This window comes from Humibacter sp. RRB41 (assembly GCF_022761015.1).
In the GTDB taxonomy this organism is placed as follows: domain Bacteria; phylum Actinomycetota; class Actinomycetes; order Actinomycetales; family Microbacteriaceae; genus Humibacter.
Window position 1 is genome coordinate 56,288 of record NZ_JAKWJQ010000007.1, and the last position, 26,765, is coordinate 83,052.

The window sequence follows — 26,765 nt, forward strand, 5'->3', positions numbered from 1 at the left end:
CTCGAGCGGCACCCTCGACGCGCCAAACGATATATCGTTGACGCGTCGCGCGGGTGGATGTCTGTCGTGCGCGCCGCGGAGCGAGAGGAAGCGCCATGAGCATGATGGGACGACCCGGTGGCGGTGGTGGCCGCGGTAGGGGCGGCGACATCGCTGCGCAGAAGGCCGCGAACGCCCGCGCACCGAAGATCCCGCATCTGATGCGCCGGGTGACCCAGCTGTTCGCGCCGTACAAGGCTGCACTGTCGGTCACCGTGGTGCTCGTGCTGATCTCGGCGGCGCTGTCCGTGGTCCCGCCGTTGCTGACCCAGCGCGTGTTCGACGACGGGCTGTTTCCGAAGACCGGGCATCCAGACCTGCGGGTCACGGTCATCCTCGTCGTCGCCATGATCGTCGTGTATCTCGTCTCGGGTGGTCTCGGCGTGTGGCAGACCTTTCTGACCGCGACCGTGGGCAACAAGGTGATGGGGTCGCTGCGTGTGAAGCTGTTCCGTCACCTGCAGTCGATGGAGCTCAGCTTCTTCACGCGTACGAAGACCGGTGTCATCCAATCTCGGCTCCAGAACGATGTCGGCGGCGTCTCGAACGTGCTCACCAACACGATCTCGAGCGTGCTCGGCAACATCGTGACGGTGATCGCGGCGTTCGTCGCCATGATCCTGCTGAACTGGCAGCTCACCCTGATCGCCGTCGTGCTGATGCCGTTCCTCGTCATCGCCCAGCGCCGCGTCGGTCAGGTGCGGGCGCGCATTGCGACGGCGACCCAGGAGTCGCTGTCCGACATGACGGCGATCACGCAGGAGACGCTGAGCGTGTCGGGCATCCTGCTCTCCAAGAGCTTCAATCGGCAGCGCGCAGAGACCGCACGCTACTCGAACGAGAACGAGATCCAGATCTCGCTGCAGGTCAAAGAGACGATGAGCGGCCAGTGGTTCTTCGCGATGGTGCAGATCTTCCTGTCATCCATTCCCGCGATCGTCTACCTCGTCGCAGCGTGGCTTCTCGGCCGTGGCGCGCCCGACATCACGTCGGGAACGATCGTCGCGTTCACCACGGTGCAGGCACGCCTGCTGTTCCCGCTGATCGGCATCATGCAGACCGCGCTCAACCTGCAGACATCCGGCGCTCTGTTCGCCCGCATCTTCGAGTATCTCGACCTGAAGCCGGCGATCGCCGACCGACAGCACGCGATCGACGTTCCCGCCGATGGGCCGGTGGGCGAGATCGCGTTCCGCGGCGTCACGTTCAGGTATCCGGATGCCCGTGCCACCGAGCGCGCGACCCTCGACGACGTCGACTTCACGATTCGACCCGGCCAGTTCGCCGCCTTCGTCGGGCCGAGCGGAGCGGGCAAGACGACCGTGTCCTACCTCGTGCCACGCTTCTACGAAGCCAGCGAAGGTGCCGTCATGTTCGCCGGCAAGGATGTTCGCGAGCTCAAGCACGAATCCCTCGTCGACCACATCGGCATCGTGAGCCAGGAGACATACCTCTTCCACGCCTCGATCGCCGAGAACCTCAGGTATGCGGCGCCGGATGCCACGCAGGAGCAGCTCGAGGCGGCGGCGCGTGCCGCGAACATCCACGACACGATCGCCGGGTTCCCCGACGGATACGACACTCTCGTGGGCGAGCGCGGCTACCGGCTCTCCGGCGGAGAGAAGCAGCGCATCGCGATCGCACGCGTGCTGCTGAAGGACCCGGAGGTGCTCATCCTCGACGAAGCGACCAGCGCGCTCGACACCATCTCGGAGCGCGTCGTGCAGCAGGCGCTCGATTCCGCCGCGACAGGACGCACCACGATCGCGATCGCACACCGACTCTCGACGATCGCCGCGGCCGACGTCATCTTCGTGGTCGACCACGGGCGCATCGCCGAGCGGGGCACGCACGCCGAACTGCTGGCGGCCGACGGCATCTACGCCCGCCTCTACGACGAGCAGGCCGCCGTCGCGGCCGCCCCGCTGGTCGAGTAGCGAGGGATCAGCGCAAGTACAGCTCCACCACCGGCACCGCGACATCCGGCCGGCGCACCGGCAGGGTGAGCGTCAGCGTGCCGGCGGGCTGCCCGCCCTGCGACATGTTCTGCGCCGTGGCGTTCGGGTCGATGACCCGCATGCCCAGCTCCGATGCGTCGTTCAGCAGTTGCGCGTACTCGACGTGCTCGGCGAGGCCCGGCAGGTGCAGTGTCTCGAACGGCCATGCGAAGAGGTGTGCGTAGAGCCGGTCTCCGCGTTGCGTGTAACGGATGTCGGTGGGCGGCGTGAACGAACTGCGCCCGGCGCCGTAGATGGATCGCGAGTGCAGGCGCATCCATTCGCCGATCCCGTCGAGCGACTCGAGAGCGTGCTCGTCGAACGCGCCGCGACCGTTCGGGCCGACGTTGAGAAGCAGGTTGCCGCCCTTGGCGACGCCGTCGATCAGCATGCGCACGAGCATCCCGACGTCTTTGTAGTCGGTGTTGTCGCGGTCGTAGCCCCAGCTTCCGTTCAGTGTTTGGCACGCCTCCCACAGCACAGGCTTGCCGCCGACCTCGAGCGGAGAATCGGGCTGGTACTGCTCGGGCGTGACGAGATCGCCAGGGATGCCGAGGCGATCGTTGACCAGGATGCCCGGCTGCAGCTCGCGCACCATCGTGAGCAACTGCTCCGACGCCCAGTCCTCAGCGCCCTTCGCACCCCAGACGACGGGCTCGTGGTTCACCGCGTAGGAGAAGTCGAAGAACAGGTAGTCGACGCGGCCGTAGCGGGTGAGCAGCTCGCGCACCTGGCCGTGCAGATAGTCCCGATAGCGCGCCAGGTCGCGCTCCTCGTTGACCGCGGCGGCGTTCGGATCGTCCCGCTGCGGGTGGAATCCGTCGATTGTGAAGTCGGGGTGGTGCCAGTCGAGAAGCGAGTGGTAGAAACCGACCTTGAGGCCGGCATCCCGAACCGCCTCGACGAACTCGGCGACGACATCGCGACCGAACGGCGAGGTGGTGACCTTGTAGTCGGTGAGGTCGGAGTCCCACAGGCAGAAGCCGTCGTGGTGCTTCGTGGTGAGCACCACGTACTTCATGCCTGCGGCCTTTGCGGCGGCGGCCCATTCCCGTGCGTCGAAGAGGTCGGGATCGAAGTGGCGGGCGTAGCGCTCGTACTGCTCAGCCGACATCCGTTCCCGGTTCATCAGCCACTCGTGGCGTGCACCGAGCGCATAGACGCCCCAGTGGATGAACATGCCGAAGCGGTTGTACGTGAACCAGGCCGACTGCTCGGTCGTGGCTGTCATGTCTGGATGCCTCCCCTGTCTGATGGCCCGATCAATGCAGACTCACTCGCTTCGGCAGCGCGAACACGAGCAGGAACGCGGCGACCGCGAAGACGGCGCTCGTCATCATCGCGAGAGCGGCGCCGTGGCCGAACGCAGTGGCGAGGTTCTGATCGACGTATTGTGTGATCGCGTGCTTGATGGCATCCGCTCCGCCCGCCGCGTGTTGCTGAGCGATCTTCGCGGTCTCCGCCTTGCTCGGGGCGAAGGAACTCGGCAGTTGTCCGAACAGGATGCTGCCGATCACCGCGATGCCGATCGCCGACCCGACACGCTGAACGGTCTGGATGACGCCGCTGGCTGCACCGGCCTCCGAGTTGTCCACGGTCGACACGATGAAGCGCGCGTTCGGCGCGATGAAGAGTCCGCTGCCGAACCCCGCGACGAAGAGCGGGACGAGCAGGTCCCAGTTGACGAGGTCGGTGGTGGGCGCCAGCCAGAGGATCAGCCACAGCGAGACGAGACCCAACGCCACGAGACCCGTGCCAAGGCTGAGCACGTTGCGGCCCATCCTGACGGCGAGCCGGTCGCTCAGTGCGGCGCCGACGATGTTGCCGATGGAGAACGGCAGCGACACGAGCCCCGATTCCAGGGCGGTGTGCTGCAGACCGGCCTGCCAGAGCAGGGAGATCGTGAAGAAGATGCTCGTGAACGCCGCGAAGTAGACGAACGCGAGCAGTACGCCCCCGGTGAACTGCGGATGGGAGAACAGGTGAGGCGGCACGAGCGGCTCGGCATCCGTCTTCGCGACGTGTCTCTCCCAGAACGCGAACAGCACGAGCAGCACGACGCCGCCGGCGAGGCTCAGGAACGTCCAGACCGGCCAGCCGAGATCCTCGCCCTCGATGAGCGGAACCAGCAGGGCGACCATGCCGGCGATGGCGAGCAGGAGGCCGAAGGCATCCGTCGAGAGGCGCTTGCCCTCTGCGCCGCCTGGCACGAGCAGGATGCCTGCGACGATCACGAGCACGCCGATCGGAGCGTTCACGAAGAAGATGGAGCGCCATCCCTCGGCCTCGCCGAACGCCTGGATGAGCAGCCCGCCGACGATCGGCCCGAGCGCAGTGCCGACGCCGATCACGGCGCCCATCAGGCCGAAGGCCCTTCCTCGGATGCGCGGCGGGAACATCAGCTGGATCAGGGATGCGACGGCCGGCACGTAGATACCGCCTCCGACGCCCTGCACGACCCTGGCGATCACGAGCTCCGTGCTCGACTGGGCGAGGCCGCACCACACGCTCGCGAGCGTGAACACCGCGACACCGATCACGAAGATCCACTTGTGGCCGAACCGGTCGCCGATCCGACCGGCGGGAATGAGCAGCAGTCCGAATGCCAGCGCGTAGCCCGAGATCACCCACGACAGCGTCGCTTCGTTCGCGTTCAGGCTCGTGCGGATGGTCTGCAGCGCCACGTTGACGATGCTCGTGTCGAGCAGTGCCATGAACATGCCGGCCAGGAGCACGACGAGCGCCCACCAGGCGCGTCTGCTCACCGTCGTGCCGGACGGGTCGGGGGAGAGCGTGAATCCAGCGGATGCCATGGCGCGCCTTTCGATCTGACGAGCGCTACGACGCGCGTATCGATCGTAGTCGTGCACCCGGGCATCCGGCGTGGCCGACTACGCTTGCTCTACCTTCGCCAGATCCGGAGTTCCCCATGCGAATCCTCGACTCCATCGACGACGCGCTCATCGCAGAGTTGCGTGCACAGAGCGAGTTCTTCTGGCTCGATCTCACGGCGCCGAGCGCCGCTCAGGTCGAGCACCTCGGCCAGCTGCTCGGCTTGCATCCGCTCGCCGTCGAAGACAGTGTCAAGTTCGGGCAGCGGCCGAAGCTCGACACCTACGGAGACACGGCGCTGCTGGTGCTGCAAGGCGGAATCGAGTCTCAGCCGGAAGACGAGAATCTGCACCCGCTGGAGGAGATCCATTGCCATCTGAGCGGTGATTTCATCGCCACCCTGCACCGCAACCCGTACGCGGAGCTGCAGAACCTCACCACCACCTTCTCGCATTCGCCGGCATCCAAGACCGAGCGTTACTACGTCTACAAGATCATCGATGTGGTGGCGGACAGCTATTTCCCGATCCTGGCCGACCTCGACGACGAGATCAATGCGCTCGAGGATGCCATCGTCTCTGGCGCAGGACGCCGCGAGTTGGAGGAGACCTTCCGGCTCAAGCGTCTGCTGCTGAAGCTGCGCAAGGCGGTGGTGCCGATGCGGGATGTCTTCGCTCGCGAGATCGAGGTCATCGCCGACCTCGCCGGACTCGAGCCGGACAGCCACGATTACTTCCGCGACGTCTACGACCACTTGATCCGCATCACCGACGAGCTGGACTCGTACCACGAGATGGTCGCGGGCTGCACCGATCTCTATCTCTCGACGGTGGCGAACAAGCAGGGTGAGACATCCAAGCAGCTCGCGATCATCGCGTCGATCTTCCTTCCGCTGAGTTTTCTCACCGGGTTCTTCGGCATGAACTTCAGCTGGGAGGTCGGTCACGTGCTGGTCGGTCCGTGGTCGTTCTTCCTGCTCGGCCTCGGGACGATGCTGGTGTCGGCGGGATTCATGTGGTGGTGGTTCCACCACAAGGGGTGGACCGGAAACGACGGGTGAGCACGCTCACCCGTGGACGGTGTCGGTGGGGCGCGCTAGCGTTCGGCCCATGATCGGAACATGGGAGTCCCTCATTCTCGATTGCCCCGACCCCATCGCGCTCGGACACTTCTACGAACAGCTTCTGCCGATGCAGATCGTGGTCGAGGAGCCCGACTGGGTCGAGCTCGCTTCGGGGCCGGAATCGAAACCGCTGCTCGTCTTCCAGAAGGTCGACGACGTGTACACGCCACCGCAGTGGCCTGGGCAAGAAGTACCTCAGCAGATGCACATCGACGTGCGGGTCGAAGACCTGGATGTCGGCGAAGCGCAGGTGCTCGCCCTCGGCGCAGTGAAGGCGGGGTCGGATCACGAGACGTTCCGGGTCTACCTCGACCCGGCGGGGCATCCGTTCTGCCTCATCGCCCCGACCGACTGAGCGCCGTCGTCGCCCGCCGCCGGGTCAGATGTCGAGTTCCACCTCGATGCCGACGTGCACCGTGTCGCCGAGGTCGACGTCTTCGCGCGTGCGGATCGACTTCTTGATGGCCAGAGCGTAGGTGCCGTCGGATTCGGGGAAGATCGAGGTCGACCAGCGTGACGAGCCGAGAGTGGCAGTGACCTTGATGGAGTTGAACCCGCCGCGCGGAAGCGGAGCATCGTCGAGTTCCTCGGAGATTTCGGCCGGCACGTGCGCGAACACCCAGAGTTCGCGCCGGGCCGCCCAGGGGACGAGCGTGGACTCGAACTCGTAGCGCATGCCGGCCATGCCCGAAGAATACCGGCGGCCGCCGACCTCCTTCCGGCACTGATCCGTGGCGAGACCCTGGCAGAACCCGGAAGTGCCTGCCACGGCCCGTCACGCTGCTACGCCCGGTAGTAGCGGTCGGCGACCGCGAGCGCCGTGTCGATGGCGTCCAGTCCGCGGCGCAGTTCGTCCTCGGTGATGACCAGCGGGGGCGCGACGTGCATCCGGTTGAAGTGTGTGAACGGCCAGACGCCGGCCGTCTTGCACGATGCGGCGACCTCGCCCATGGGTGTGGCATCCGCACCGCTCGCGTTGAACGGCACGAGCGGCTCGTGTGTCTCGCGATCGCGCACCAGTTCGAGCGCCCAGAACAGGCCGCGGCCTCGCACCTCGCCGAGCGAGGGGTGCGTTTCGAGCCATCCGGTGATCGTCGGCTCGACGACCCGTGAGCCGAGGTCGCGCACGCGCTGCAGGATGCCGTCCCTCTCGAACACCTCGAACGTCGCGATTCCGGCGGCACAGGCGAGGGGATGCCCGGAATACGTCAGGCCGCCCTGGAACGAGACGTCGTCGAAGAAGTGGGCGATGGCATCCGAGATCACGACGCCGCCGAGCGGCACGTACCCGGAATTGATGCCCTTCGCGAAGGTGATGAGGTCGGGTGTGACGTCGTAGGCATCCACCGCGAACCACTCGCCGACGCGGCCGAAGCCGACCATCACCTCGTCGGCGATGAACACGATGCCGTACCTGTCGCACAGCTCGCGCACGCCCTGCAGGTAGCCGGGCGGCGGCATCAGCACACCGTTCGTGCCGATGATCGTCTCGAGCAGGATGGCCGCGACGGTCTGCGGGCCTTCGAGTGTGATCACCTGCTCGAGGTGCTCCAGCGCGCGCTGTCCCTCTTCGGCCTCGGAGGTGGCGTGGAACGCAGAGCGGTACGGGTACGGCCCGAAGAAGTGCGCGACCGAGCCGTCGGCATCGGGCTGGTTGGCCCAGCGGCGCGGATCGCCGGTGAGGGCGATGGCGGTGTTCGTGTTGCCGTGGTACGAGCGGTACATCGAGAGCACCTTGTGACGGCCGGTGTAGCGGCGTGCCATGCGCACGGCGTTCTCGTTGGCATCCGCTCCGCCGTTGGTGAAGAACACGTGGTTCAGGTCGCCTGGCGCGACCTCGGCGATGCGGCGGGCGAGCTCGCCGCGCACATCGTTGGCCATCGACGGCTGGATCGTCGCCAGCCGGCCGGCCTGCTCCTGAATGGCGCGCACGAGATCCGGATGCTGATGCCCCAGATTCAGATTCACGAGCTGCGAACTGAAGTCGAGGTACGCGTTGCCCTGGTAGTCCCAGAACGTCGAGCCCTCACCGGCCGCGACCGGCGTCGGGTTGATCTGCGCCTGCGCGCTCCACGAATGGAACACGTGCCCGCGGTCGTCATCGCGCACACGCAGCTCCTCGGCCGCGTCGCCGAAGCGATGGGATGCCCCCGTGCGGTCGGTGTATCCGGTGCGGGCCTGCTGTTCGGTGATGGTCATCGTCGAGTTCTTTCCAGTCCGGTGGTCGAGCGGCGGTGGCGTCTAGTGGTTCCCCGGGAAGGCGAGCTCCACGCGGGACTGCGCGGGCTCCGGCCACCGGCTCGTGACCACCTTGGAGCGCGTGTAGAAGTGGAACGACTCCGGTCCGTAGATGTGGGAGTCGCCGAACAACGAATTCTTCCACCCCCCGAACGAGAACGATCCGACCGGGACCGGAATCGGCACGTTCACGCCGACCATTCCGACCTCGATGTTGAACTCGAACTCGCGGGCGGCCCCGCCGTCACGCGTGAAGATGGCCACGCCGTTGCCGTACGGGTTGGCGTTGATCAGCTCGATCGCGTCGTCGAGAGTGTCCACGCGCACCACGGAGAGCACCGGTCCGAAGATCTCGTCCCGGTACGTCTTCGACTGAAGCGGTACGTTGTCCAGCAGCGTGGCCCCGATGAAGAACCCGTCGCCCTCGAAGTGCTTCTGCGAACCGTCGACGACGACCGTCGCACCCTCGGATGCTGCACCTGTCACGTACGAGAGAACCTTCTCGCGGTGCTGCTCCGTGACCAGGGGGCCCATGCCGCTGGAGGCATCCGTTCCGTCGCCGATCACGAGGTCGTCGATGCGCTTCTGGATGGCCGGGATGAGCTTGTCGCCCGCCGCCCCGACGGCGACGAGCACGCTGACCGCCATGCAGCGCTCGCCGGCCGAGCCGTACGCGGCCGACACCGCGGCATCCGCTGCCGAGTCGATGTCGGCGTCTTCGAGCACCACCATGTGGTTCTTCGCGCCGCCGAGTGCCTGCACGCGCTTGCCGTTCGCGGCTGCGCGCTGGTAGATCGACTTCGCGATCGGGGTGGAGCCCACGAAGCTGACGGCAGCGACGTCGGGGCTGTCGAGAAGGGCGTCGACCGCCACCTTGTCTCCGTGCAGCACGTTGAGCACGCCGGCGGGCAGGCCGGCATCCGCGAACACCTTCGCCAGGAACACGGATGCCGAGGGGTCCTTCTCGCTCGGCTTGAGTACGACGGTGTTGCCGCACGCGATCGCACTGGCGAGCATCCAGAGCGGAACCATCACCGGAAAGTTGAACGGCGTGATGCATCCGACCACGCCGACGGGCTGCTTGACGCTGTGCACGTCGACACCCGTGGAGATCTGCTCGCTGTAGTCGCCCTTGAGGTGCTGGATGAGACCGGAGGCGAACTCGACGTTCTCGAGGCCGCGTGCGACCTCACCCGCCGCGTCGGAGAGCACCTTGCCGTGCTCGCTCGTGATGATCGCCGCAAGCTCGTCGCGACGCTCGGTGAGCAGGTGGCGCGCGCGGAACAGCACGTCGGCGCGCTTGGTGAGGCTGGTGGACCGCCATCCGGGGAGAGCGGCCTTGGCGGCGGCGATGGCGGCGGCGGCGTCCGATTCGGATGCCATGATCACCTGGTGCTGCACAGCACCGGTCGCAGGGTTGTAGATGTCCGAAGTGCGCTCCGGGTCGCCGAACTCGGCGCCGTTCACAACGTGGCGGATCAGGGCCATGTCAGGTCCTTTCGGTCGTGATCTCCCCATTGCGTCGGCGTGCTCCACGTTGTGGAAGCTGCCGAACGGTCGTGTCGAGCGGTCGAGCCGATGGCGGCATCCGGACGATTCGACGGAACGAGGGATAGTCTGGTTTCTCCCATGTTCACAGAGAAGTGGAAACGATAGCGGTGCCAGAACGTCACGGCTTCGCCGAGGGTCGCACAGATCGTCCGATCGATGGTCGCAGCGAGCCCGGCAACCTTCCCGACCATGCGGATGACGCGCTCGACCCGTCGTCCGCACCCGCGCTCGACGCTGATCGCACGGCGACGCGCCAGGCGGTCTCCCGTCAGGCCGTGCTCCCGACGATCCGCGATGTGCTGCGGCTCGAAGAGGTGGTCGGAGCCGTGCCGGAGGTGCTCGCCGGCGAGGATGCCCTCGATCGCGCAGTGCGCTGGGTGCACGTCTCGGAGACGGCCGACGTCGCCCACCTGGTGAGGGGTGGCGAGCTGATCCTGTCGACCGGGGTCGCCTGGCCGACGGATGCCGTCTCGTTGCGCACGTTCGCGTCCCGCCTGGTCGACGCGAAGATCGCCGGAGTCGTACTCGAGCTCGGCCACCGGTTCCCCGAAGCGCCGAAGGCGTTCGCTGACGCTGCGCGTTCACTGGATCTGCCGTTCATCGTTCTGCACCGCGAGGCCCGTTTCGTGGCGATCACCGAGGCCGTGCACGCCCGCATCATCGCCGACCAGATGGCCGCGCTGCGCGCTCGCGACGAGATCCACGCCCTCTTCACGCAGCTGAGTCTGCGGGGCAGCCCGATCGACTACATCGTGTCGCAGGTCGGCCGCACGCTCGGCTCGCCCGTCGTGCTCGAAGACCTCACGCACCGCGTCATCGCCGTCGAGGCGATGGGACACGACGCGCAGGTGCTGCGGGACTGGGAGCAGCGCTCCAGGCAGGCGCACGAACGGGCGGCGGATGCCGTCTCCCGTGGCGCGATCACGGGCAACGACGACTGGACCATCGTGCCGGTGGAGGCGCGCGGCACCCGCTGGGGTTACCTCGTGGCGCTGCCGGGAAGGCCGCATCTCGCCGGGCGCACGAACGTGCTCGAGCAGGCAGCGGTCGCCCTTGCGCTCAGCCGGCTCGCCGACCGCGGCGCCGACGAGTGGACGAGGAGCAGCCACGAGCGCATCGTCGCCGTTCTGCTCGGGCGCCGGTTCTCCAGCGAACGGTCGTTGGCTGACAGGCTCGAGGCCGCCGGCCTGCCGGTGACGGGTCGCACGTTGGTCGGGGTCTCCGTGCGCGTGCGAGGGAGCTCGCACTCGGCGGCCGCCGCGGCATCCGCTGCCCGCGAGCTCGGGGTGCCGACGATCACGGCGGCGCATCCGTTCGCCGATGCGTCGACGAGCGTGCTGATCGCGTCGGTCGCGCCCGGCGCCCAGCTGGCAGATGCCGTTCTGCTCGCCTTCGCGAATGCCGTTGCGCGTGCTGCGGAGGCGGCGCCCGCCGACGTGACGCTGGCCATCGGAGCGGATGCCGACGGCATCCCCGGCCTGCTCGCCTCGATCGAGCAGGCGACCGAGCTGCTCAGCCCGCAGGAGGATCACAAGCGTCGCGGTCCGCTGATCGTGCGGGTCGAGGATCGGCCGTTGCTGCGGCTGCTCAACTCGTTCGGGAGCGATCCGCGCCTGCAGGCGCACAGCGAACGGATGCTCGCTCCGCTCATCGAGTACGACCTGCGTCGCAGCGGCGATCTTCTCGACGTGCTCACGGCGTATCTCGCGTACCCGGGCAACCGCACGCGGGCAGCCACTGCGAGCCACCTCTCGCGAAGCGTGTTCTACCAGCGCATCGCGCTCATCGAGGACCTGCTCGGCGTCTCGCTGGACGACGGCGAGGTCGTCAGCGCGCTGCACGCGGCGCTGCTGGCGCGCCGGGGCCGCTGACCCCGTTCTTCGCTACTCGGCCAGCGGGGGAGTGTCCGTCTCGTCGTACCGCTCGGTGATCATGGGCATGGTCGCCGTGATGACGGATCCGTCCGGCCGCAGAGCGCCCTCGATGTCGCTGGTCGACGGTGCACCTTCGAACGTCGGTGAGTCGTCGACGAGCAGCGGAACGCGGATCGGCCGGCCTGCGAACACCTCCACCTCGCGTCCGCAGACGCTCACCTTGGCCGATGCGCCCTCCTCGATCGTCAGCGTGACGCTCGAGGATTCGGTACGCACGCGGAGCCGAGCGCCCAGAAGGGTGACCCGGAATGTCAGGGATTCCCACTCCTCGGGCAGCCGCGGGTCGATCGTGAACGTTCCGAGGTAGTCGCGCATGCCGCCGAAGCCGAAGACCAACGCGTTCCACACTCCACCGGCCGACGCGACGTGAACTCCGTCCGACGCGTTGTGATGCAGATCGCTCAAGTCGACGAACAAGGCCGAGTTGAAGTACTGCAGCGCGAGATCGCGGTAGCCGACCTCCGCGGCGACGATGGACTGCGTCGACGCCGAGAGCGTCGAATCCCCCGTGGTCAGGGCGTCGTAGTACTCGAAATCGCGCCGCTTCACGTCGCCGCCGAACTCATCACCCTGAAGCAGGAGGGCGAGCACGACGTCGGCCTGCTTGATCACCTGGAACCGGTAGATCACGAGGGGGTGGAAGTGCAGCAGCAGCGGATATTTCGACGGAGGCGTGTTCTCGAGGTCCCACAGTTCTTTCTCGAGGAACTGCGAGTCCTGCGGGTGGATGCCGAGATCCTCGTCGTATCCGATGTACATCGACTCGGCGGCCTCCGACCACTCGACGATCTCGTCTTCGTGAAGGTGCAGCCGGGACGCCATCGCCCGGAAGGCATCCGGGTCGCGCTGCATCAGACCACGGGTGCGACGTACCGCCGCGCGCAGGTTGGCGCGCGCCATCACGTTCGTGAAGAGGTTGTCGTTGACCACCGTCGTGTACTCGTCGGGTCCCGTCACGCCATGCACGTGGAACGATCGCGTGCCGTCCTCTCGCCAGAAGCCGAGGTCGGCCCACATGCGTGCGGTCTCGACGAGGATGTCGATGGCCCCGTCGCGGATGAGGAAGTCCTCGTCGCCGGTTGCCGAGACATACTGCGAAAGGGCGTGCGAGACATCCGCATCGATGTGGTACTGCGCCGTGCCCGCCGCGTAGTACGCGCCGGCCTCGAGCCCGTTGATCGTGCGCCACGGGAAGAGCGCGCCCCGCTGGTTGAGTTCGGCGGCGCGCTCTCGCGCGGCCGGAAGCATCCCGTGCCGAAAGCGCAGCGCGTTGCGTGCCACGTCGGGTGAGGTGTACGTGAGGAACGGGAGCACGTAGATCTCGGTGTCCCAGAAGTAGTGGCCGCCGTAGCCGGACCCTGTGACGCCCTTCGCCGCGATTCCGCCGCCGTCGGTGCGCGCCGTGGCCTGTGCGAGTTGGAACAGATTCCAGCGGATCGCCTGTTGCTGCGCCGCATGCCCGGGAACCTCGACGTCACTGCGCGCCCAGAACGCATCCAGCCAGTCGCGCTGGGCCGTGAACGCGTCTTCGAGCGGGCGCGACTCGATGCGATCGAGCGTGCGTTCGCACCGATCGGCCAGCTCGCGGGTCGGCACACTGTTGGTCGTGTGGTAGCTGATCACCTTGACGAGCTTGATCGACTTGCCCGCTTCGGCGTGCACCGCATAGACCTGCTTCGCGAGATCGTCCTCGATCTGCGAGCTCTCGGTCCAATCGTTGTCGGTCGTGAGCCGGTGATCGACGCCGCAGGCGATCGTCATGCCCGAGTTCGACGCCCGGTAGCCCAGGATGAACCGTGAACCGTCCGCTCGTTTGAAGCGCGGTTGCAGCACGCGCTCGCTGAACGCGGCGGCCTTGCGAGGGTCGTCGACCGGCTGCGCGTCGGCGGATGCCGCGTATTCGTCGACCCAGTCCTGACGGTTGAGAATCTGACTCGACAGCAGCACAGAGGCATCCTGATCGAGCATCGTCACCTCGTACTCGAGGATGGCCAGGTGCCGGTCGGTGAACGACACCATGCGGCGCGAGGTGATCGACACGTGCTTGCCAGACGGCGTGCGCCATTCGATGTCGCGCTGCAGCGTGCCGTTGCGGAAATCCAGGATGCGCTCGTAGTGCACGCACTCCGCCTCGCCGACGATCAGCGGCTCGTCATCGACGTAGAGCTTGATCAGCTTGGAGTCGGGGACGTTGACGATGGTCTGCCCGACGCGGGCGAACGCATATGCCTCCTCAGCGTGCCGGATGGCCCAGGTGTCGTGGAATCCGTTGATGTACGTGCCGTTCGCGTGCCAGCCGTAGCCCTCCTCAGGGCCGCCGCGCATGCCGAGGTATCCGTTTCCGATCGCGAAGAGCGTCTCGGTGAGGCCGGCGCTGTCCGCGTCGTACGAGGTCTCGCTCAGCGCCCACTCGTCGATCGGGAATCGCTCGCGGTCGAGTGGATCGGGAGTCAAGGTGATCATGACGGCTGGTCCTCCCGTTGCGATGAGACAGCGCCGGCCGGCACGGAACCGGCAGGCACAGAGCTCGCCCGCCCGGAGTTCAAGAACGGCGTCAGCTCATTGAGGTCGGAGACGACCACGTCCGCGCCGGCGGCGAGAAGCGCGGTTTCGCTGACCCCGCGGTCGAGTCCGATCACAAGGCCGAATCCGCCGTTACGTCCGGCGGCGACTCCCGAGATCGCGTCCTCCACGATCGCGCAGTCGGCCGGTTCGAGACCGAGCAGATGCGCGCCGAAGACATACGTGTCGGGTGCGGGTTTGCCCGAGAGGCGATGATCGGCTGCGGTGATTCCATCGACGACGAACTCGAAGCGGTCCCGCAGCCCTGCGACGTCGAGCACGCGCTGCCCGTTGAGCGAGCTGGTCACGACCGCGACCTGCAGGCGGGCGGCGATCACGGCATCCAGGAACGACACCGATCCGGCGTAGGGACGAACGCCCTCGTTCTCGAGCACGGACCTGAATTCACCATTTTTGCTGTTGCCGAGGCCCCAGACGGTGGGTGAGTCGGCCGGATCGTCCGGAGTCCCGTCGGGCAGCTCGATGCCGCGCGAGGCGAGCATCGCCCGCACGCCGTCGACGCGCGGGCGCCCATCGATGTAGGCGTAGTAGTCGGCGACCGAGTAGCTCGGCGTGACGTGATGCTCGGCCAGGTAACGGCTGAACAGTCGCGACCACGCCGCGATGTGCACGTCGATGGTCGGGGTGAGAACGCCATCCAGATCGAACAGAACGGCCCTCAGCGATCCGAGACGTTCTGCGGGTGTTGGTGGTACAGGCGGCATATGACTCCTGTCGGGAATGGCGACGGCGCCTCGTCGTTTCAGCGTAAGGCCGATCGTGCCTTCGTGCGTGTCCCTGATGCTTCGATCAGGTGACCGAAAGGGCCGTCGCAGGTCGGGATGACGGGCCGATCGTCATGGCGTCGCGGTCGATCTGCGCCGTCGCGGGATCACGCTGATCGCGAGGCCGACGATCGTGAGCATCGTGCCCAGCACGGTGATGATCTGCAGGGTGGTGCCCTTCGCGGGGAAGAGCGCCTCGATCAGGAGTGCCGCAACGAGTTGGCCGCTGACGGCGGCGAGTCCCTGCAACAGCACGCCGACGACCGGAACGACGACGGCGGCGATGGTGATGAAGATCACGCCGAACACGCCGCCGAGATAGAGCAGCGGGTTGCCGGGGAGTGAGGTGGGAGGCCCAGCGATGGCGATGTGCACCACTGCGATGATGCCGAGCAGCAGCGTTCCGCCGATGAAGTTCACGAGCGTCGCCGTGACGGGAGAGCCGGCAGCGGTGCGCACCTGGCCGTTGACGGCCTGCTGCCAGCCGGTGAGGCATCCGGCGATCAGAGGCATCAGCAGCACGAGGAACGGTGCGTGGGCGTTGATCTGCGGAGACACCGAGAGTGCGACGGACCCGACGACGACGATCGTGCCGATCACCCGAGTGATCGTGACAGGCTTCGGCGGCACCGTGCCGATTCCGCGCGCATCGATCACCAGGCTGCCGATGGTCTGGCCGGCCACGATGGCGACGGTGAACAGTGCGACGCCGATGAGGGTCACGGTGAGTCCCTGCGAGAGCACGAGCGTGGCGCCGCCGAAGCCGCCGAGCAGCATCCACCAGGGGAGCTCGCCGCTGCGCACGGCGGCCGGGATCAGGCGGATGCCCCGCCGCGCCTTCGCCGACACCGTGACCATCACCGCGATGAGGACGAGTCCCACGAAGAACGAGATGAAGGCTGCGGTGTATCCGTCGTCCAGTTCCAGCGACAGCTGCCCGTTGACGCGCGCCTGAATGGTGATCAGCCCACCGCCGAGAGCAGCCACCACGACGGAGGCCACCGCGACGACAAGTCGTGGCGAACGACTCGGCTGGGGCTCAGCGAGCGCCGTCTCGACCTCGCGGCCGTCGGCGATGATCTCGCGTTCGATCTTCCGCAGCCCCGTGTCGTCCGTTTCGCCCTGATGCACGTGCCCATCCAACCCGATGCGGCCGCCCCGCATTCCCACGCCCTCGTGCCGCCACCCCCTGTCACCTCACGCGAGACTGCACGCCAGCGCCGAGACCGTGGGTATTACCCGCGCCTTCGTCGCGGGCGTGCAGTCTCGCGAGGTGGAGAGTGCAGCGGACGGAGCGTCAGGACTTCGCGCCGCCCCTGCGGGTCACGGCGCCGTTCAGCAGCGCGATAAGCAGTGCCACCACGAAGACGATCGTGCCGAAGCAGAGCACCTGCGGCGGCAGGCCGACCTTCGCGGCGCCGTACACGAACAGCGGGAACGTCACTGTCGGACCGGCGACGAAGCTCGTGATCACATAGTCGTCGATCGACATGGCCAGCGCCAGGGCCGCACCGGCGAACATCGCCGGAATCAGCATCGGGAACGTCACCTTCCAGAACGCGGTGAACGGATTCGCACCGAGGTCGCCGGCCGCCTGCTCGAGCACGGTGCCCATGCCGCTGAGACGGGCGCGAACGACCACCACGACGTACGCGATGCAGAACGTGACGTGCACGAGAAGGATCGTCAGGTATCCGAGCGGAACCGACGACGACAGGAAGAACGACAGGGATGCCGCGCCGACGACGATCGAGGGCGCCGCGATGTTCGCGAACACCACGGCGTTCAACGGTCCGCGCAGCGCGAACCGGTAGCGCTCCAGCGACATCGCGAGCGGAACGCCTATCGCGATCGAGATGACTGCGGCGAGCACCGCGATCTCGATCGACACCAGGAACGACCCGCCGAGTCCCTGCACCTGGGTGAGGTTCTCGTACCAGTACGTCGTGAACCCGTGCCACTGGAACGTGATGCGGTTCGTCGGCGTGTTGTTGAAGCTGTAGATGATCATCACGAGGATCGGCACCATCGTGATGGCGATGACGACCCAGTAGATGATCGGCAGCAGCGGCCGCTTGCGGCCTCGACGTTCCCCGATCGGCTCGCTCACCAACTGCGCGGTGGTGACCGGCTCGGTTCCGAGTGCGGCGCTCATACGAGATCCTCGATGTTGTCGGTCCCGGCGATGCGGGCGTACACGAACAGGATGATCCCCAGCACGATCATCAGCACGGTCGAGAGAGCGGCCGCGACGTTGTATTGCTGGTTGGTGAGGTAGGCATCCTGAATCGCTTGGCCGATCACATAGGTGTGCGTGCCGCCGAGCAGCGACGCGTTCACCGGGTCGCCTGCGCTGTCGATGAACACCAGCAGGATGCCCGCGAACAGACCGGAGCGCGTCAACGGCAGCACCACGCGCGTGAACGTGCGCGTCTTGTTGCCGTACAGATCGGCGGATGCCTCGATCAACCTCGGATCGATCCGTTCGAGTGCCACATAGAGCGGCAGCACCATGAAGGCGAGGTCGTTGTACGCCATTCCTCCGATCACCGCTGCGCTGGTGCCGAGAATGTGGAAGTCCTTGCCCGCCAGGTGCAGGTCGCGCAGCACGGTCAGCACCGGTCCCTGGTCGGAGAGCACGAACGCCCACATGTCGGTGCGGATGACGAACGAGACGAAGAAGCTCAGCGCCACCAGCAGCAGGAGCGCGTTCTTCCACCGCTGCGAAACGCGAAAGGCGATGAAATACGCCATCGGGAATCCGATGATGATCGTGACGAGTGTGGCAGCAGCGGCGTACCACAACGCACGCCACAAGAACAGTCCGTACGAGACGCCGGAGTTGAAGAAGACGTCGTAGTAGACGCTCCAGTTCCACGTGAGCGTGTAGCCCTGCTCCGGGTTGCCGGTCATCAGCGACACGGCGAGGCCCGAGATGAGCGGGATCACGAACAACAAGAGCAGCCACACGATGCCGACGAGTCCGAGCAGGTACGGCGTGGAATGGCGCTTCAAACTGCGGCGGAAGCGACCTTCCTGGCGCTCGAGCGGGGTCTGGCCGAGTCGCTTCTTGTCGACCGGAGTGCCGACGGTCATGGTCGTCATGACTGGATCACAGGGTTGAACACCTTGTTCCATTCCTCGTAATCGTCGTAGTTCTTGAAGACGTAGAAGTTGTGCAGCTTCTCGTCGGTCGCCTCGTTCGGGAACACGAGCGGGCTGTTGGCGACAACGGGGTCGCGGAGTTCGTGCAGGATGTAGTCCCTCGCCCCTGGCACCGGACAGACGTAGTTCACGTAGTCCGCCACCATGCCGGCGATCTCGGGCGTGTAGTAGAAGTTCATCCACGAGAGCGCCGACAGCGGGTTCTGCGCCTGCATCGGGATCATCATGTTGTCGTGCCAGAGCATGACGCCCTCTTGCGGAATGACGAACTTGAGGTGCTTGTTGCCCCCGGCGATCGCCTGGAACACGTCGCCAGACCACGCCTGGGTGATCCAGGTGTCGCCGTTGGAGAGCTTGTCGATGTAGCTCTGGTCGTAGTAGCCGGCGACCTGGCCAGAGTCGCGCTGCTTCGTCAGCCAGGCGGCCGCCTTCTGCCAGTCGGCAGGGGTCGACTTCGTGGGCTCCACTCCGGTGGCGAGGAGCCCGAGGCTGCCGAGCTCGGTGTTGTCGTTCATCATGCCGACGTGGCCCTTGAAGGCCGGGTCGAGCAGGTCCTGCAGGCTGTTGATCTCGCGCGTGATCAACTTCGTGTTGTACGCGATGCCGGTGAATCCGGTCTGCCACACCACCGAGTGCTTGTTGGCCGGATCGTAGGGCGGGTTCTTCACGTTCGCCGCACCGTATTTAGCGAAGTTCGGCAGTTTGGAGTGATCGAGTTCGATCACGAAGCCGTTCGAGATCATCTCGGTGAGTTCCCAGCCATTGGTCATGACGACGATGTCGTAGCCGGTGTCCTCGTGCGCACGCAGCAGCGGCGAGACCGTCGCATAGAACGGGGCGTTGTTCTGGATGACCGGCTGGTAGTTCACCGCGATGCCGGTCTTCTTCGTGAAAGCTTGCAGCGACGGGTACTTGCCCTTGTCCTGGTCGATGTAGAGCGGCCAGTTGGCGAAGTTGAGCTTCGTCGTCGGCTTCTGATCGGACCAGAACTTCGTCCAGTCGACCTTCACCTCGTTCTGGCTGCCGAGTGAACCAGGAATGCTGCAGCCCGCCAGGGTCGATCCGAGAGCTGCGACGCCGACACCACCGAGCACGCCCTTGAGCATCGTGCGGCGCGAGATGCGTTGCTGGGTGAGCCCGCGCCACAGCGAGGGATCCGGAGAGGGGGTCATGATCCAGCTCCGGATGCCTGTGCCGACGTGCCGCCCACGCCTGCCGCCTGCTCTTCGGCCTTCTCGGCGGAGAGAGGGGTCGGCTCGGGCGAAGGGGCGAGCACGAACGCGTGCGCGGCATCCCACGTGAGCACGACGTCTTCGCCGGGCCGTGCGCGCGAGGAGTCCGCGAGGTTCTGGGCGAAGGCCTTGAGGATCCCGCCCCACGGGGCACGAACGTCGTACTCCGTGCTGGCGCCGAGGTAGGTGGCGGTGACGACCGTGCCGCGAACCGCGTTGGTCGTGGCGACCGGGCCGGCGACATCCGCTCGGGTCACCACGAGCTTCTCGGGACGGATGCCGATGCTCGCGCCCTCTGGCAGCCGCCCGTCCACGCCGTCCACCTCGAGGCCGGTGCCGTTCGGTAGCCGCAGCACGCCGCCGTTCGTCTCGGGCGCGATCACGTTGCATGTGCCGAGGAACTCCGCCACGAACCGGGTCGCCGGGCGGTCGTAGACGCGATCCGGCGTTCCGATGTCTTCGGTGCGGCCGAAGTTCATCACGGCGAGGCGGTCCGCCATCGACATGGCCTCGTTCTGGTCGTGGGTCACGTAGAGGAACGTGATGCCGACCTCGCGCTGGATGCGCTTGAGCTCCAGCTGCATCGACTTGCGGATCTTCGCATCCAGAGCACCCATCGGCTCGTCGAGCAGCAGCACCTTGGGCTCGTTCACGAGCGCGCGGGCGAGGGCGACGCGCTGCTGCTGTCCGCCGGAGAGCTGCAGCGGGCGGCGCTTGCCGTAACCGGCGAGGCCGACCATCTCGAGGTGGCGCTCGACCTTCTCGCGGATCTCGCCCGTCGGCACCTTGCGCCGCTTGAGCCCGAACGCGACGTTGTCGAACACCGTGAGGTGCGGGAACAGCGCATACGACTGGAACACCGTGTTCACGTCGCGCTTGTACGGCGGCAGCATGGTCACGTCTCGGCCGTCGAGGTAGATGTTCCCGAGGCTCGGAAGCTCGAACCCGCCGACCATGCGCAGGGTCGTCGTCTTGCCGCAGCCCGAAGGGCCGAGCAGGGCGAAGAACTCACCCTGGGCGAGTTGCAGGTCGATGTCGTCGACGGCGATCGAATCGCCGAACCTCTTCGTCACGTTGTGGATCGCGATCGCCGGATGGGCGATCCCGGTTGCTGCGTCGGGAAGGGCTGTTGCGCCCTCGCTCGCCAGGGTCGTCATGGTTCTCCTTCGAATCACCGCCAAGCGGGGCTCGGGCAGAGGTCGCACCGGCGGTGCGGGTATCACCTCGTTTGTCGTGCTCGGCCTGACGATTTGTGTCATTCTCGCAAGCATGCCTGTGCCCGCGCGACCTATTCGGTCGCGAATCGGTATCGACTTCGGGCATTTCGTCCGGGGGCGCCCTCGGGCGTGACAGTCCCGTTACGGATGCTCCCGCTCACGTCATACGGACGAAATGTCCGGGCTGTCCTGGTGCACGCTCGCCGGATGCCCGGTCGCGATCGACTCGTATGCCGCCAGGACCACTTCGAGTGCTCGAAGTCCGTCCAGCCCGTCTGGTACCGGTCGTCGCCCCACGGCGACGGCGCTGAGGAACTCGTCGAGCATGGCGGCGTCGAGATCCACGCCGTAGGAGAGCCACACGGGCGACCTGTCCGTCTCGGAGAAGCCGTCGACACGTTCCGCGAACGGGGCGAGCTCGGCGTTGCCGCCCTCGGCGATCACTCGCATGGTCAACCCGCCCCAGGTGGGGTAGTGGTCGGGAACAGACCAGCTGCAGTCGATCACCGCGGTCACTCCGTTCGAGTACTCGATGGAGACGAGCCCGGCCGTCTCGGCCTCGCGGTCGGCGTGCAGCATCCGGTTGGCGACCGCGAACACCTTCACGGCGTCGACGCCGGGGAAGAGTCCGAAGACGAGATCGGCGACGTGCACGGTGTGGTCGGCGACCGCACCGCCCCCGGCCAGCACGGGGTCGGTGAACCACGCGCGCTCCGCCGGAAGGCGTCCGTTGTTCGCTCCGCTGATGCTCAGCACCTCGCCCAGCGCCCCGCTCTGCAGACGATGCCGCAACTCTGCATACTGCGGGGTGAAGCGAACGGGGAAGGCCGTCATCAGCGACACACCTGCCCTGTCGCAGGCGTCGATGATGCGCACGGCATCCGGCCGGGTGGTGGCAAGAGGCTTCTCGCAGAGGATGTGCGCGCCCGCCGCTGCCGCGCGTTCCACGTCGTCGACGTGCCTGGCGTTCTCCGAGCACACGATGACGGCATCCGGATGCCAGGCCAGCAGCTCGTCCACCGTGTCGAGATAGCCGACGCCGATGCTCTCCGCGAGTGCACGGCCTCCCGACTCGCCGGCCGGACGCAGTGCATGATCCGGATCGGTGACGACGCACTCCACGTCGGAGCGGTCGCGCAGGATGGCGGCGTAACTGAGCGCATGCGTGTGCGCGAACGAGATGATGCCGACCTTCATCGTTCGCCTTCCCGATCGTCCCCGGCATGCAGGCTGGGTGCGGTGTCGAGCGCGATCTCCGTGTGCTCGTCGATGGAGCGATTGACCGCGGTGGCGATGCGCACCGCCTCCAGCGCGTCTTCCGCACTGACCCGGGCCGGGCTGCCGTCGCGGATCGCGCGAGCGAAGTCCGCCAGCTCAGCCGTGTAGGGGCTGGAGGCGGGGTCGACGGGCGGCAGATAGCCCTTGTCGGCATCCGCGAGCCCGTCGTACTGCAGGACCGGGTAGCGGAGCGAGTCGTGCTCGAGCAGCCCGTCGGGTCCGACGACCGTGAATCCGTAGCGGAAGCCGAGGCCCGGTCTGCCCCAGACGCCGTTCACGTGCGTGATGGTGCCCGAGCGGTGCCGGAGGATCGCCTGAACCGTGGTCGGGCCGGCGCCCTCGTCGCCCGTGCGTGTCGCATACACGGTCTCCACCTCTCCGGCACTGAAGCGTGCCTGGTCGAAATCGTGGATCAGCTGGTCCATCGCGAGACCGCCGGATCGAGCTCGGTCCCGGAACCACGGCTGCTTCGGGGCAGACCCGATGCGGTAGAACCGTTGCGCGGCCGGAGTCCCGACCCGCCCGGCGGCGACCGCCGCCTGCATGGCTGTGTACGCGTGAAAGTAGCGCACCACATGCGCGGGGAACAGCCGCACGCCCGCCCGGCTGCACGCCGCGATCATCGCTGCGCTGTCGGCGACGGTCAGCGCCAAAGGCTTCTCGCACACCACGTGCTTGCCGGCCGCGGCCGCCCGCTCGACGATCAGCCGATGCGTGTCTGTCGGAGTGACGACATCCACGATCTGGGCCGCGTCGAGGAGCTCGTCCATGGAGTCGACCGCACGTCCCCCGAAGCGATCGGTGAGTTCGCGCGCCTTGCCGTCGATCGAATGGACGACGACGTCGAAGCCCAGGTCGAGCCATCCGGGCAGGTGGACCTGCGCGATTCCTCCTGCCCCTACAAGGCCAACCGTGGATGCCGTCACGTTCGCTCCTTCTCGAGTGTGCCGCCCCAGCTGCTCCAGTGTCCGCCGGAATCCAGCTTGTCGAGGATCGCCCGCTGCAGCGAGGTCTCCCGCGGCAGCGTCGACCTGTCGAACTCTCCGCGCCTGCGGAACACGAAGAAGACGGCATCCTCGTCGGCTGGGCCGATCTCACCGGTCGGGGTCCACCGCTTCTGGAATCGCACCATGTTCGACTCGGGTTTCAGCACGGCCGCCAGTTGCGGGTCCAGCAGCCAGGAGCCGCAGTAGAACAGCCGCGTCGGGTAGTCGGGGAAGTGCTCGGCGAAGAAGGCGGATGCCTGGCGGAAGGAGTCGTCAACCGATTCCGGCGTCAGAGGGCCGATCTCCGGGATATGGGTCGAGAGCATCCACTCTCCGTCGTGCTCGACCAGGTTGAACTGAAGCCTGCCCAGCCAATACAGGTTGCCGGAGAAGGCGGTGGCCATCCATTCGTACGTGTGCAGGCCGAAGGCGCCGAACGTTCGCCGATGCACCCAGGCCTGCTGGCCGAGGTCCGACAGGGAACAGTCGGACACAGCGGTCGAGATTCCACGTGAGCGGTGGAACGAACGCACGTCGTCGGCGACCGCGAGCAGCGCGAGCATCGGCACCACGCCGATGCCTCGCCACGTGCTGTCCGCGGGCGGGAGCTCGAGGGAATCCGCCGGACTCTCGATACGGCCGATGGCGGAGCGCAGTCGTTCGGCCAGCGTCTGAATCTCGGCCAGCCGCTCCGGCTCGTGAAGCGCGGCCTCGATCGCGAGTCGCACCTCCGCCCGGTCGTCGTCGCGGAAGCCGAGTACGGCCAGCGCCCGGTCGTCGGATGCGGCCTCGAGTCGAAGAGCGAGATCGGAGAGATCGATCATGCTGCAGCCCCCATCGAGTCCTCCGCGCGGCCCGCGTTCTCCGCCGCGACATGGCAGGCCACCTCGTGACCGGGTTGCAGCTCGAGCAGAGGCGGGGTGACGTGCCGGCACACCTCACGGACCAGCGGGCACCTGTCGGCGAATCGGCAGCCCGGTTTCGGGTTGACGACCTTCGGCGGTTCGCCCGCCGCCTGCTTCGCCGTCATCGTCAGCTTCGTCCGCGGGTCGGGCACGGCAGCGACCAGGAGTTGGGTATAGGGATGCTCCGACTCCTGCAGTACTTCCTCGACCGGGCCCGACTCGACCACCCTGCCGGCATACATCACCATCATGCGGTCGGCGACGTAGCGTGCGCTCGCGATGTCGTGGGTGATGTAGAGCAACGAGACCTGTTCGTCGTCGCGGAGCTTCTCCATCACATTCAGCAGTCCGATGCGAATGGAGATGTCGAGCATGGAGACCGGCTCGTCGGCGAGAATCACCTTGGGCCGGTAGGCGAGGGCCTGGGCGAACCCGATCCGCTGCCGCTGGCCGCCGGACATCTCGTACGGGTACTTCTCCAGCATCTCGCTCGCAGGCGACAACCCGACAACCTCGGTCACGCGCTCCGCTTCGGCCCGGCGACCGGAGGCATCCAGGTCGGGGCGGTGCAGCTTCAGTCCGCGCAGGATGCCGTGTGACACTCGGTAGGACGGGTTCAGCGAGCTGAACGGGTCCTGGAACACCATCGGCACCGCCGCGCGATACCGCATCTGATCGTGGCGGCTCCGCAGCTGTGGGAGCGGCGTGCCCTGGAACAGGATCTCGCCGGAGCTCGGCGTGTAGACCTGGGCGAGCAGACGGGCGATCGTCGACTTTCCGCTTCCGCTCTCGCCGACGAGGGCCACGATCTCCGACTCGTTGATGACGAAATCGGCGTCGTCCACGGCGTGCAGTTCGCTTCGGTTGGTGAAACCACCGACACGGAAAACCCTGGTCAGGCCGCGCGCCTCGAGGATCGGTGTGCTCACGGTTCGCTTCCCTTCGCGGTCGGGTCGATGGGTCCTGCTGGTTCCTTCGGTCGGTGATCCGGCGAATACAGCAGGCAGCGCGCCAGCACGTCGTCGACCGTGTACAGCTCGGGCTCGACGACCTTGCAGTCCGCATACGCGAGCGGGCATCGTGGCTCGAACCGGCATCCCGGCGGCATGGCCGACAGCGCGGGGGGAGACCCCGGGATGCCGATCAGCGGCACCTTGGGCCCGCGGATCGAGGGGAACGCGTCGAGGAGCCCCTCCGAGTACGGATGCTTCGGGGCGTCGAAGACGGCGCGAGTCTCCCCGAACTCGACCTCCTGGGCGGCGTACATGACGAGCAGCCGGTCGGAGAAGTGGCTCACCAGCGACATGTCGTGCGTCACGAAGAGCACGGCGAAGCCGAGCTGTTGCTGCAGTTCCTTGATCTGAAGCATCAGGGAGCGCTGCGCGACGACGTCGAGGGCGGAGGTCGGCTCATCCATGATGATCAATTCCGGCGCGAACAGCAGGGCCATCGCGATCATGGCGCGCTGTCGCATGCCCCCCGAGAGCTGGTGCGGATAGCTCTCCAGGTGGATCTTGTCGATGCCGACCAGGGCGAGCACCTCTTCGGACCGCGACCTGATGGTGGCCTTGCTCTTCACGCCGTGAGCTTTCATCGTGTCGGCGTATTGAGCCCCGATGCGGCGCACCGGGTTCAGTGCGTTCATCGCCGACTGCATCACGACGGAGAGGTTCCGCCACCGCACGGGCGCCAGTTCCTTGTCGTTCATGGTGACCAGGTTCTCGCCGCGGAAGATGACCTCACCGCTGGAGATTTTGGCCGGTGACATGAGCAGCTGCGCGATGCCGAACAGCATGGTCGACTTGCCGCAGCCGGACTCGCCGACGACGGCGACGAACTCCCCGCGGTTCACGGTCAGGTCGACGTTGTCCACGGCGGTGACCGTGCCGGACGAGGTTTCGTAGACGACGCTCAGCCCTCGCACCTCCAGCAGCGGCGCGCCGCTCGAGCCGTCGCTGGGCGTTGTCGACTCGGATGCCGTCGCACTCGCTGTCGCATTACTTTCGGACACGGTTCCTCCTGTTCCGGCGCACCGGCCGCAGGGCCGGGTTGGAGATCTCGTCGAAGGCGTAGTTGAGCAGGGCGAATGCGGCGCCGAGGAGCGCGATGCAGAGGCCGGGTGCGATGACCCACCACGCCTGGCCGGTCTGCAGCGCCTCGGCGGACTGCGCCCAGTGCAACATGGTGCCCCAGCTCTGCGAGCTCGGGCTGCCGAGGCCGATGAACTGCAGGCCGGCCGCGGTGAGCACCGCGTACAGGGCAGCGCCGAGGAAGTTCGCGGCGATCAGGGAGATCATCGTGGGCAGCATCTCGAAGATGACGATGTAGAACCAGCCCTCGCCGCGCACGCGAGCGGACTCCAAGAAGTCCCTTCTGCGCAGCGACAGCGCCTGGGCACGCAGCTGGCGCGCACCGTACGACCACCCTGTGATCACGAGCACCACGATGATGATGGCCAGGTTGCCGCCGTTCGCGTACGCGGCGATCACGATGATCAGCGGGAACGCTGGTATGACGAGGAAGACATCGATCAGCAGGGACAGCAGGTCATCGGCCGCTCCGCCCAGGTAGGCGGCAGCGACACCGATCAGCACCGACAGAATACTGGCCAGGGCCCCGGCGACCACCGCGACGACCAGAGTCTCGCGCGTCCCCCAGACGAGCTGAGCCCAGATGTCCTGACCGTACGAGGTGGTGCCGAGCGGATGCGCCGAGCTCGGCGGCAGGCTGAGCGCATACGCCCGGTCATTTGCGTTCGTCACCGAGGTGAACAGCTGCGGGAAGATCGCGGCGACCAAAAAGATGAACAGCAGAATGGCGCCGGCCAGCGCCTTGCCGTTTCCGCGGATCGCACGCCAGATCGCCATCCCGCTGCCACTGGGTCGACGATTCGTCTTCGGCGCGGTCGTTTCCGTCGTTTC

22 protein-coding genes are annotated in these 26,765 nt (G+C 66.7%); 4 read left to right on the forward strand and 18 right to left on the reverse strand.

Translation table 11 applies throughout. From position 1 onward, the window contains the following. The first annotated feature begins 95 nt into the window (after nt 1-95). A complete protein-coding gene (locus tag MJ603_RS16335) occupies nt 96-1,976 on the forward strand; it encodes an ABC transporter ATP-binding protein (protein WP_243064816.1) in 1,881 nt (626 codons plus the stop codon). A 7-nt stretch (nt 1,977-1,983) separates the two neighbouring features. Here the strand turns inward: MJ603_RS16335 and MJ603_RS16340 are convergent, their stop codons facing one another. Both MJ603_RS16340 and MJ603_RS16345 read right to left on the reverse strand, forming a co-directional pair. Further along, on the reverse strand, nt 1,984-3,267 hold the full coding sequence (locus MJ603_RS16340) for an alpha-L-fucosidase (RefSeq protein WP_243064817.1): 1,284 nt from the start codon (nt 3,265-3,267) through the stop codon (nt 1,984-1,986). A 31-nt stretch (nt 3,268-3,298) separates the two neighbouring features. Continuing rightward, the gene (locus MJ603_RS16345) at nt 3,299-4,849 is read right to left on the reverse strand and encodes an MFS transporter (RefSeq protein WP_243064818.1); all 1,551 of its coding nucleotides are present in this window, start codon (nt 4,847-4,849) and stop codon (nt 3,299-3,301) included. Between the two features lie 116 nt (nt 4,850-4,965). On the opposite strand from MJ603_RS16345, the gene MJ603_RS16350 reads away from it, so the two are divergent. Together MJ603_RS16350 and MJ603_RS16355 are read left to right on the forward strand one after the other, a co-directional pair. After that, a complete protein-coding gene (locus MJ603_RS16350) occupies nt 4,966-5,928 on the forward strand; it encodes a magnesium transporter CorA family protein (RefSeq protein WP_243064819.1) in 963 nt (320 codons plus the stop codon). A gap of 49 nt (nt 5,929-5,977) precedes the next feature. Beyond that, nucleotides 5,978-6,346, forward strand: a complete 369-nt coding sequence (locus MJ603_RS16355; protein WP_243064820.1) for a VOC family protein — start codon at nt 5,978-5,980, stop codon at nt 6,344-6,346. A gap of 24 nt (nt 6,347-6,370) precedes the next feature. On the opposite strand, the gene MJ603_RS16360 is transcribed toward MJ603_RS16355, so the two are convergent. The 3 genes from MJ603_RS16360 to MJ603_RS16370 all read right to left on the reverse strand — a co-directional run bounded on the left by MJ603_RS16360 (nt 6,371) and on the right by MJ603_RS16370 (nt 9,717). Then, nucleotides 6,371-6,676, reverse strand: a complete 306-nt coding sequence (locus tag MJ603_RS16360; RefSeq protein ID WP_243064821.1) for a DUF1905 domain-containing protein — start codon at nt 6,674-6,676, stop codon at nt 6,371-6,373. 98 nt (nt 6,677-6,774) lie between these two features. Continuing rightward, nucleotides 6,775-8,190 (reverse strand): aspartate aminotransferase family protein, encoded by a 1,416-nt coding sequence (locus MJ603_RS16365; protein WP_243064822.1) that lies wholly within the window; start codon nt 8,188-8,190, stop codon nt 6,775-6,777. A 42-nt stretch (nt 8,191-8,232) separates the two neighbouring features. After that, entirely contained in the window at nt 8,233-9,717 is a 1,485-nt protein-coding gene (locus MJ603_RS16370) for a CoA-acylating methylmalonate-semialdehyde dehydrogenase (protein ID WP_243064823.1), read from the reverse strand. A 170-nt stretch (nt 9,718-9,887) separates the two neighbouring features. Here MJ603_RS16370 and MJ603_RS16375 point away from each other — a divergent pair, with 170 nt between their 5' ends. After that, on the forward strand, nt 9,888-11,651 hold the full coding sequence (locus tag MJ603_RS16375) for a PucR family transcriptional regulator (RefSeq protein WP_243064824.1): 1,764 nt from the start codon (nt 9,888-9,890) through the stop codon (nt 11,649-11,651). A gap of 12 nt (nt 11,652-11,663) precedes the next feature. On the opposite strand, the gene MJ603_RS16380 is transcribed toward MJ603_RS16375, so the two are convergent. The 13 genes from MJ603_RS16380 to MJ603_RS16440 all read right to left on the reverse strand — a co-directional run bounded on the left by MJ603_RS16380 (nt 11,664) and on the right by MJ603_RS16440 (nt 26,711). Further along, nucleotides 11,664-14,177, reverse strand: coding sequence for a glycoside hydrolase family 65 protein (locus tag MJ603_RS16380; protein ID WP_243064825.1), 2,514 nt, complete (start codon nt 14,175-14,177; stop codon nt 11,664-11,666). Then, complete coding sequence (locus tag MJ603_RS16385; protein ID WP_243064826.1) at nt 14,174-15,001, reverse strand: HAD family phosphatase; 828 nt, start codon at nt 14,999-15,001, stop codon at nt 14,174-14,176. The genes MJ603_RS16380 and MJ603_RS16385 overlap by 4 nt, the downstream gene beginning before the upstream one ends. A gap of 132 nt (nt 15,002-15,133) precedes the next feature. After that, entirely contained in the window at nt 15,134-16,192 is a 1,059-nt protein-coding gene (locus MJ603_RS16390; RefSeq protein ID WP_243064827.1) for a DMT family transporter, read from the reverse strand. Nucleotides 16,193-16,358: 166 nt separating this feature from the next. After that, a complete protein-coding gene (locus MJ603_RS16395) occupies nt 16,359-17,216 on the reverse strand; it encodes an ABC transporter permease (protein ID WP_243064828.1) in 858 nt (285 codons plus the stop codon). Then, on the reverse strand, nt 17,213-18,166 hold the full coding sequence (locus MJ603_RS16400; protein ID WP_243064829.1) for an ABC transporter permease: 954 nt from the start codon (nt 18,164-18,166) through the stop codon (nt 17,213-17,215). Before MJ603_RS16400 ends, MJ603_RS16395 begins: the two co-directional genes overlap by 4 nt. Beyond that, nucleotides 18,163-19,398 carry a spermidine/putrescine ABC transporter substrate-binding protein gene (locus MJ603_RS16405; protein ID WP_243064830.1) on the reverse strand — a complete coding sequence of 412 codons (1,236 nt, stop codon included), beginning with the start codon at nt 19,396-19,398 and terminating at the stop codon, nt 18,163-18,165. The genes MJ603_RS16400 and MJ603_RS16405 overlap by 4 nt, the downstream gene beginning before the upstream one ends. After that, the gene (locus tag MJ603_RS16410) at nt 19,395-20,615 is read right to left on the reverse strand and encodes an ABC transporter ATP-binding protein (protein WP_243064831.1); all 1,221 of its coding nucleotides are present in this window, start codon (nt 20,613-20,615) and stop codon (nt 19,395-19,397) included. Before MJ603_RS16410 ends, MJ603_RS16405 begins: the two co-directional genes overlap by 4 nt. Nucleotides 20,616-20,837: 222 nt before the next feature. Further along, a complete protein-coding gene (locus tag MJ603_RS16415; protein ID WP_243064832.1) occupies nt 20,838-21,872 on the reverse strand; it encodes a Gfo/Idh/MocA family protein in 1,035 nt (344 codons plus the stop codon). After that, nucleotides 21,869-22,879 carry a Gfo/Idh/MocA family protein gene (locus MJ603_RS16420; RefSeq protein WP_243064833.1) on the reverse strand — a complete coding sequence of 337 codons (1,011 nt, stop codon included), beginning with the start codon at nt 22,877-22,879 and terminating at the stop codon, nt 21,869-21,871. Before MJ603_RS16420 ends, MJ603_RS16415 begins: the two co-directional genes overlap by 4 nt. After that, nucleotides 22,876-23,763: an acyltransferase domain-containing protein gene (locus tag MJ603_RS16425; protein WP_243064834.1), complete on the reverse strand. Its 888-nt coding sequence runs from the start codon at nt 23,761-23,763 to the stop codon at nt 22,876-22,878. Before MJ603_RS16425 ends, MJ603_RS16420 begins: the two co-directional genes overlap by 4 nt. Continuing rightward, entirely contained in the window at nt 23,760-24,773 is a 1,014-nt protein-coding gene (locus tag MJ603_RS16430) for an ABC transporter ATP-binding protein (RefSeq protein WP_243064835.1), read from the reverse strand. The genes MJ603_RS16425 and MJ603_RS16430 overlap by 4 nt, the downstream gene beginning before the upstream one ends. After that, nucleotides 24,770-25,855 (reverse strand): ABC transporter ATP-binding protein, encoded by a 1,086-nt coding sequence (locus MJ603_RS16435; protein WP_243064836.1) that lies wholly within the window; start codon nt 25,853-25,855, stop codon nt 24,770-24,772. Before MJ603_RS16435 ends, MJ603_RS16430 begins: the two co-directional genes overlap by 4 nt. Then, nucleotides 25,842-26,711: an ABC transporter permease gene (locus MJ603_RS16440; protein WP_243064837.1), complete on the reverse strand. Its 870-nt coding sequence runs from the start codon at nt 26,709-26,711 to the stop codon at nt 25,842-25,844. Before MJ603_RS16440 ends, MJ603_RS16435 begins: the two co-directional genes overlap by 14 nt. Between the last annotated feature and the right edge of the window lie 54 nt (nt 26,712-26,765).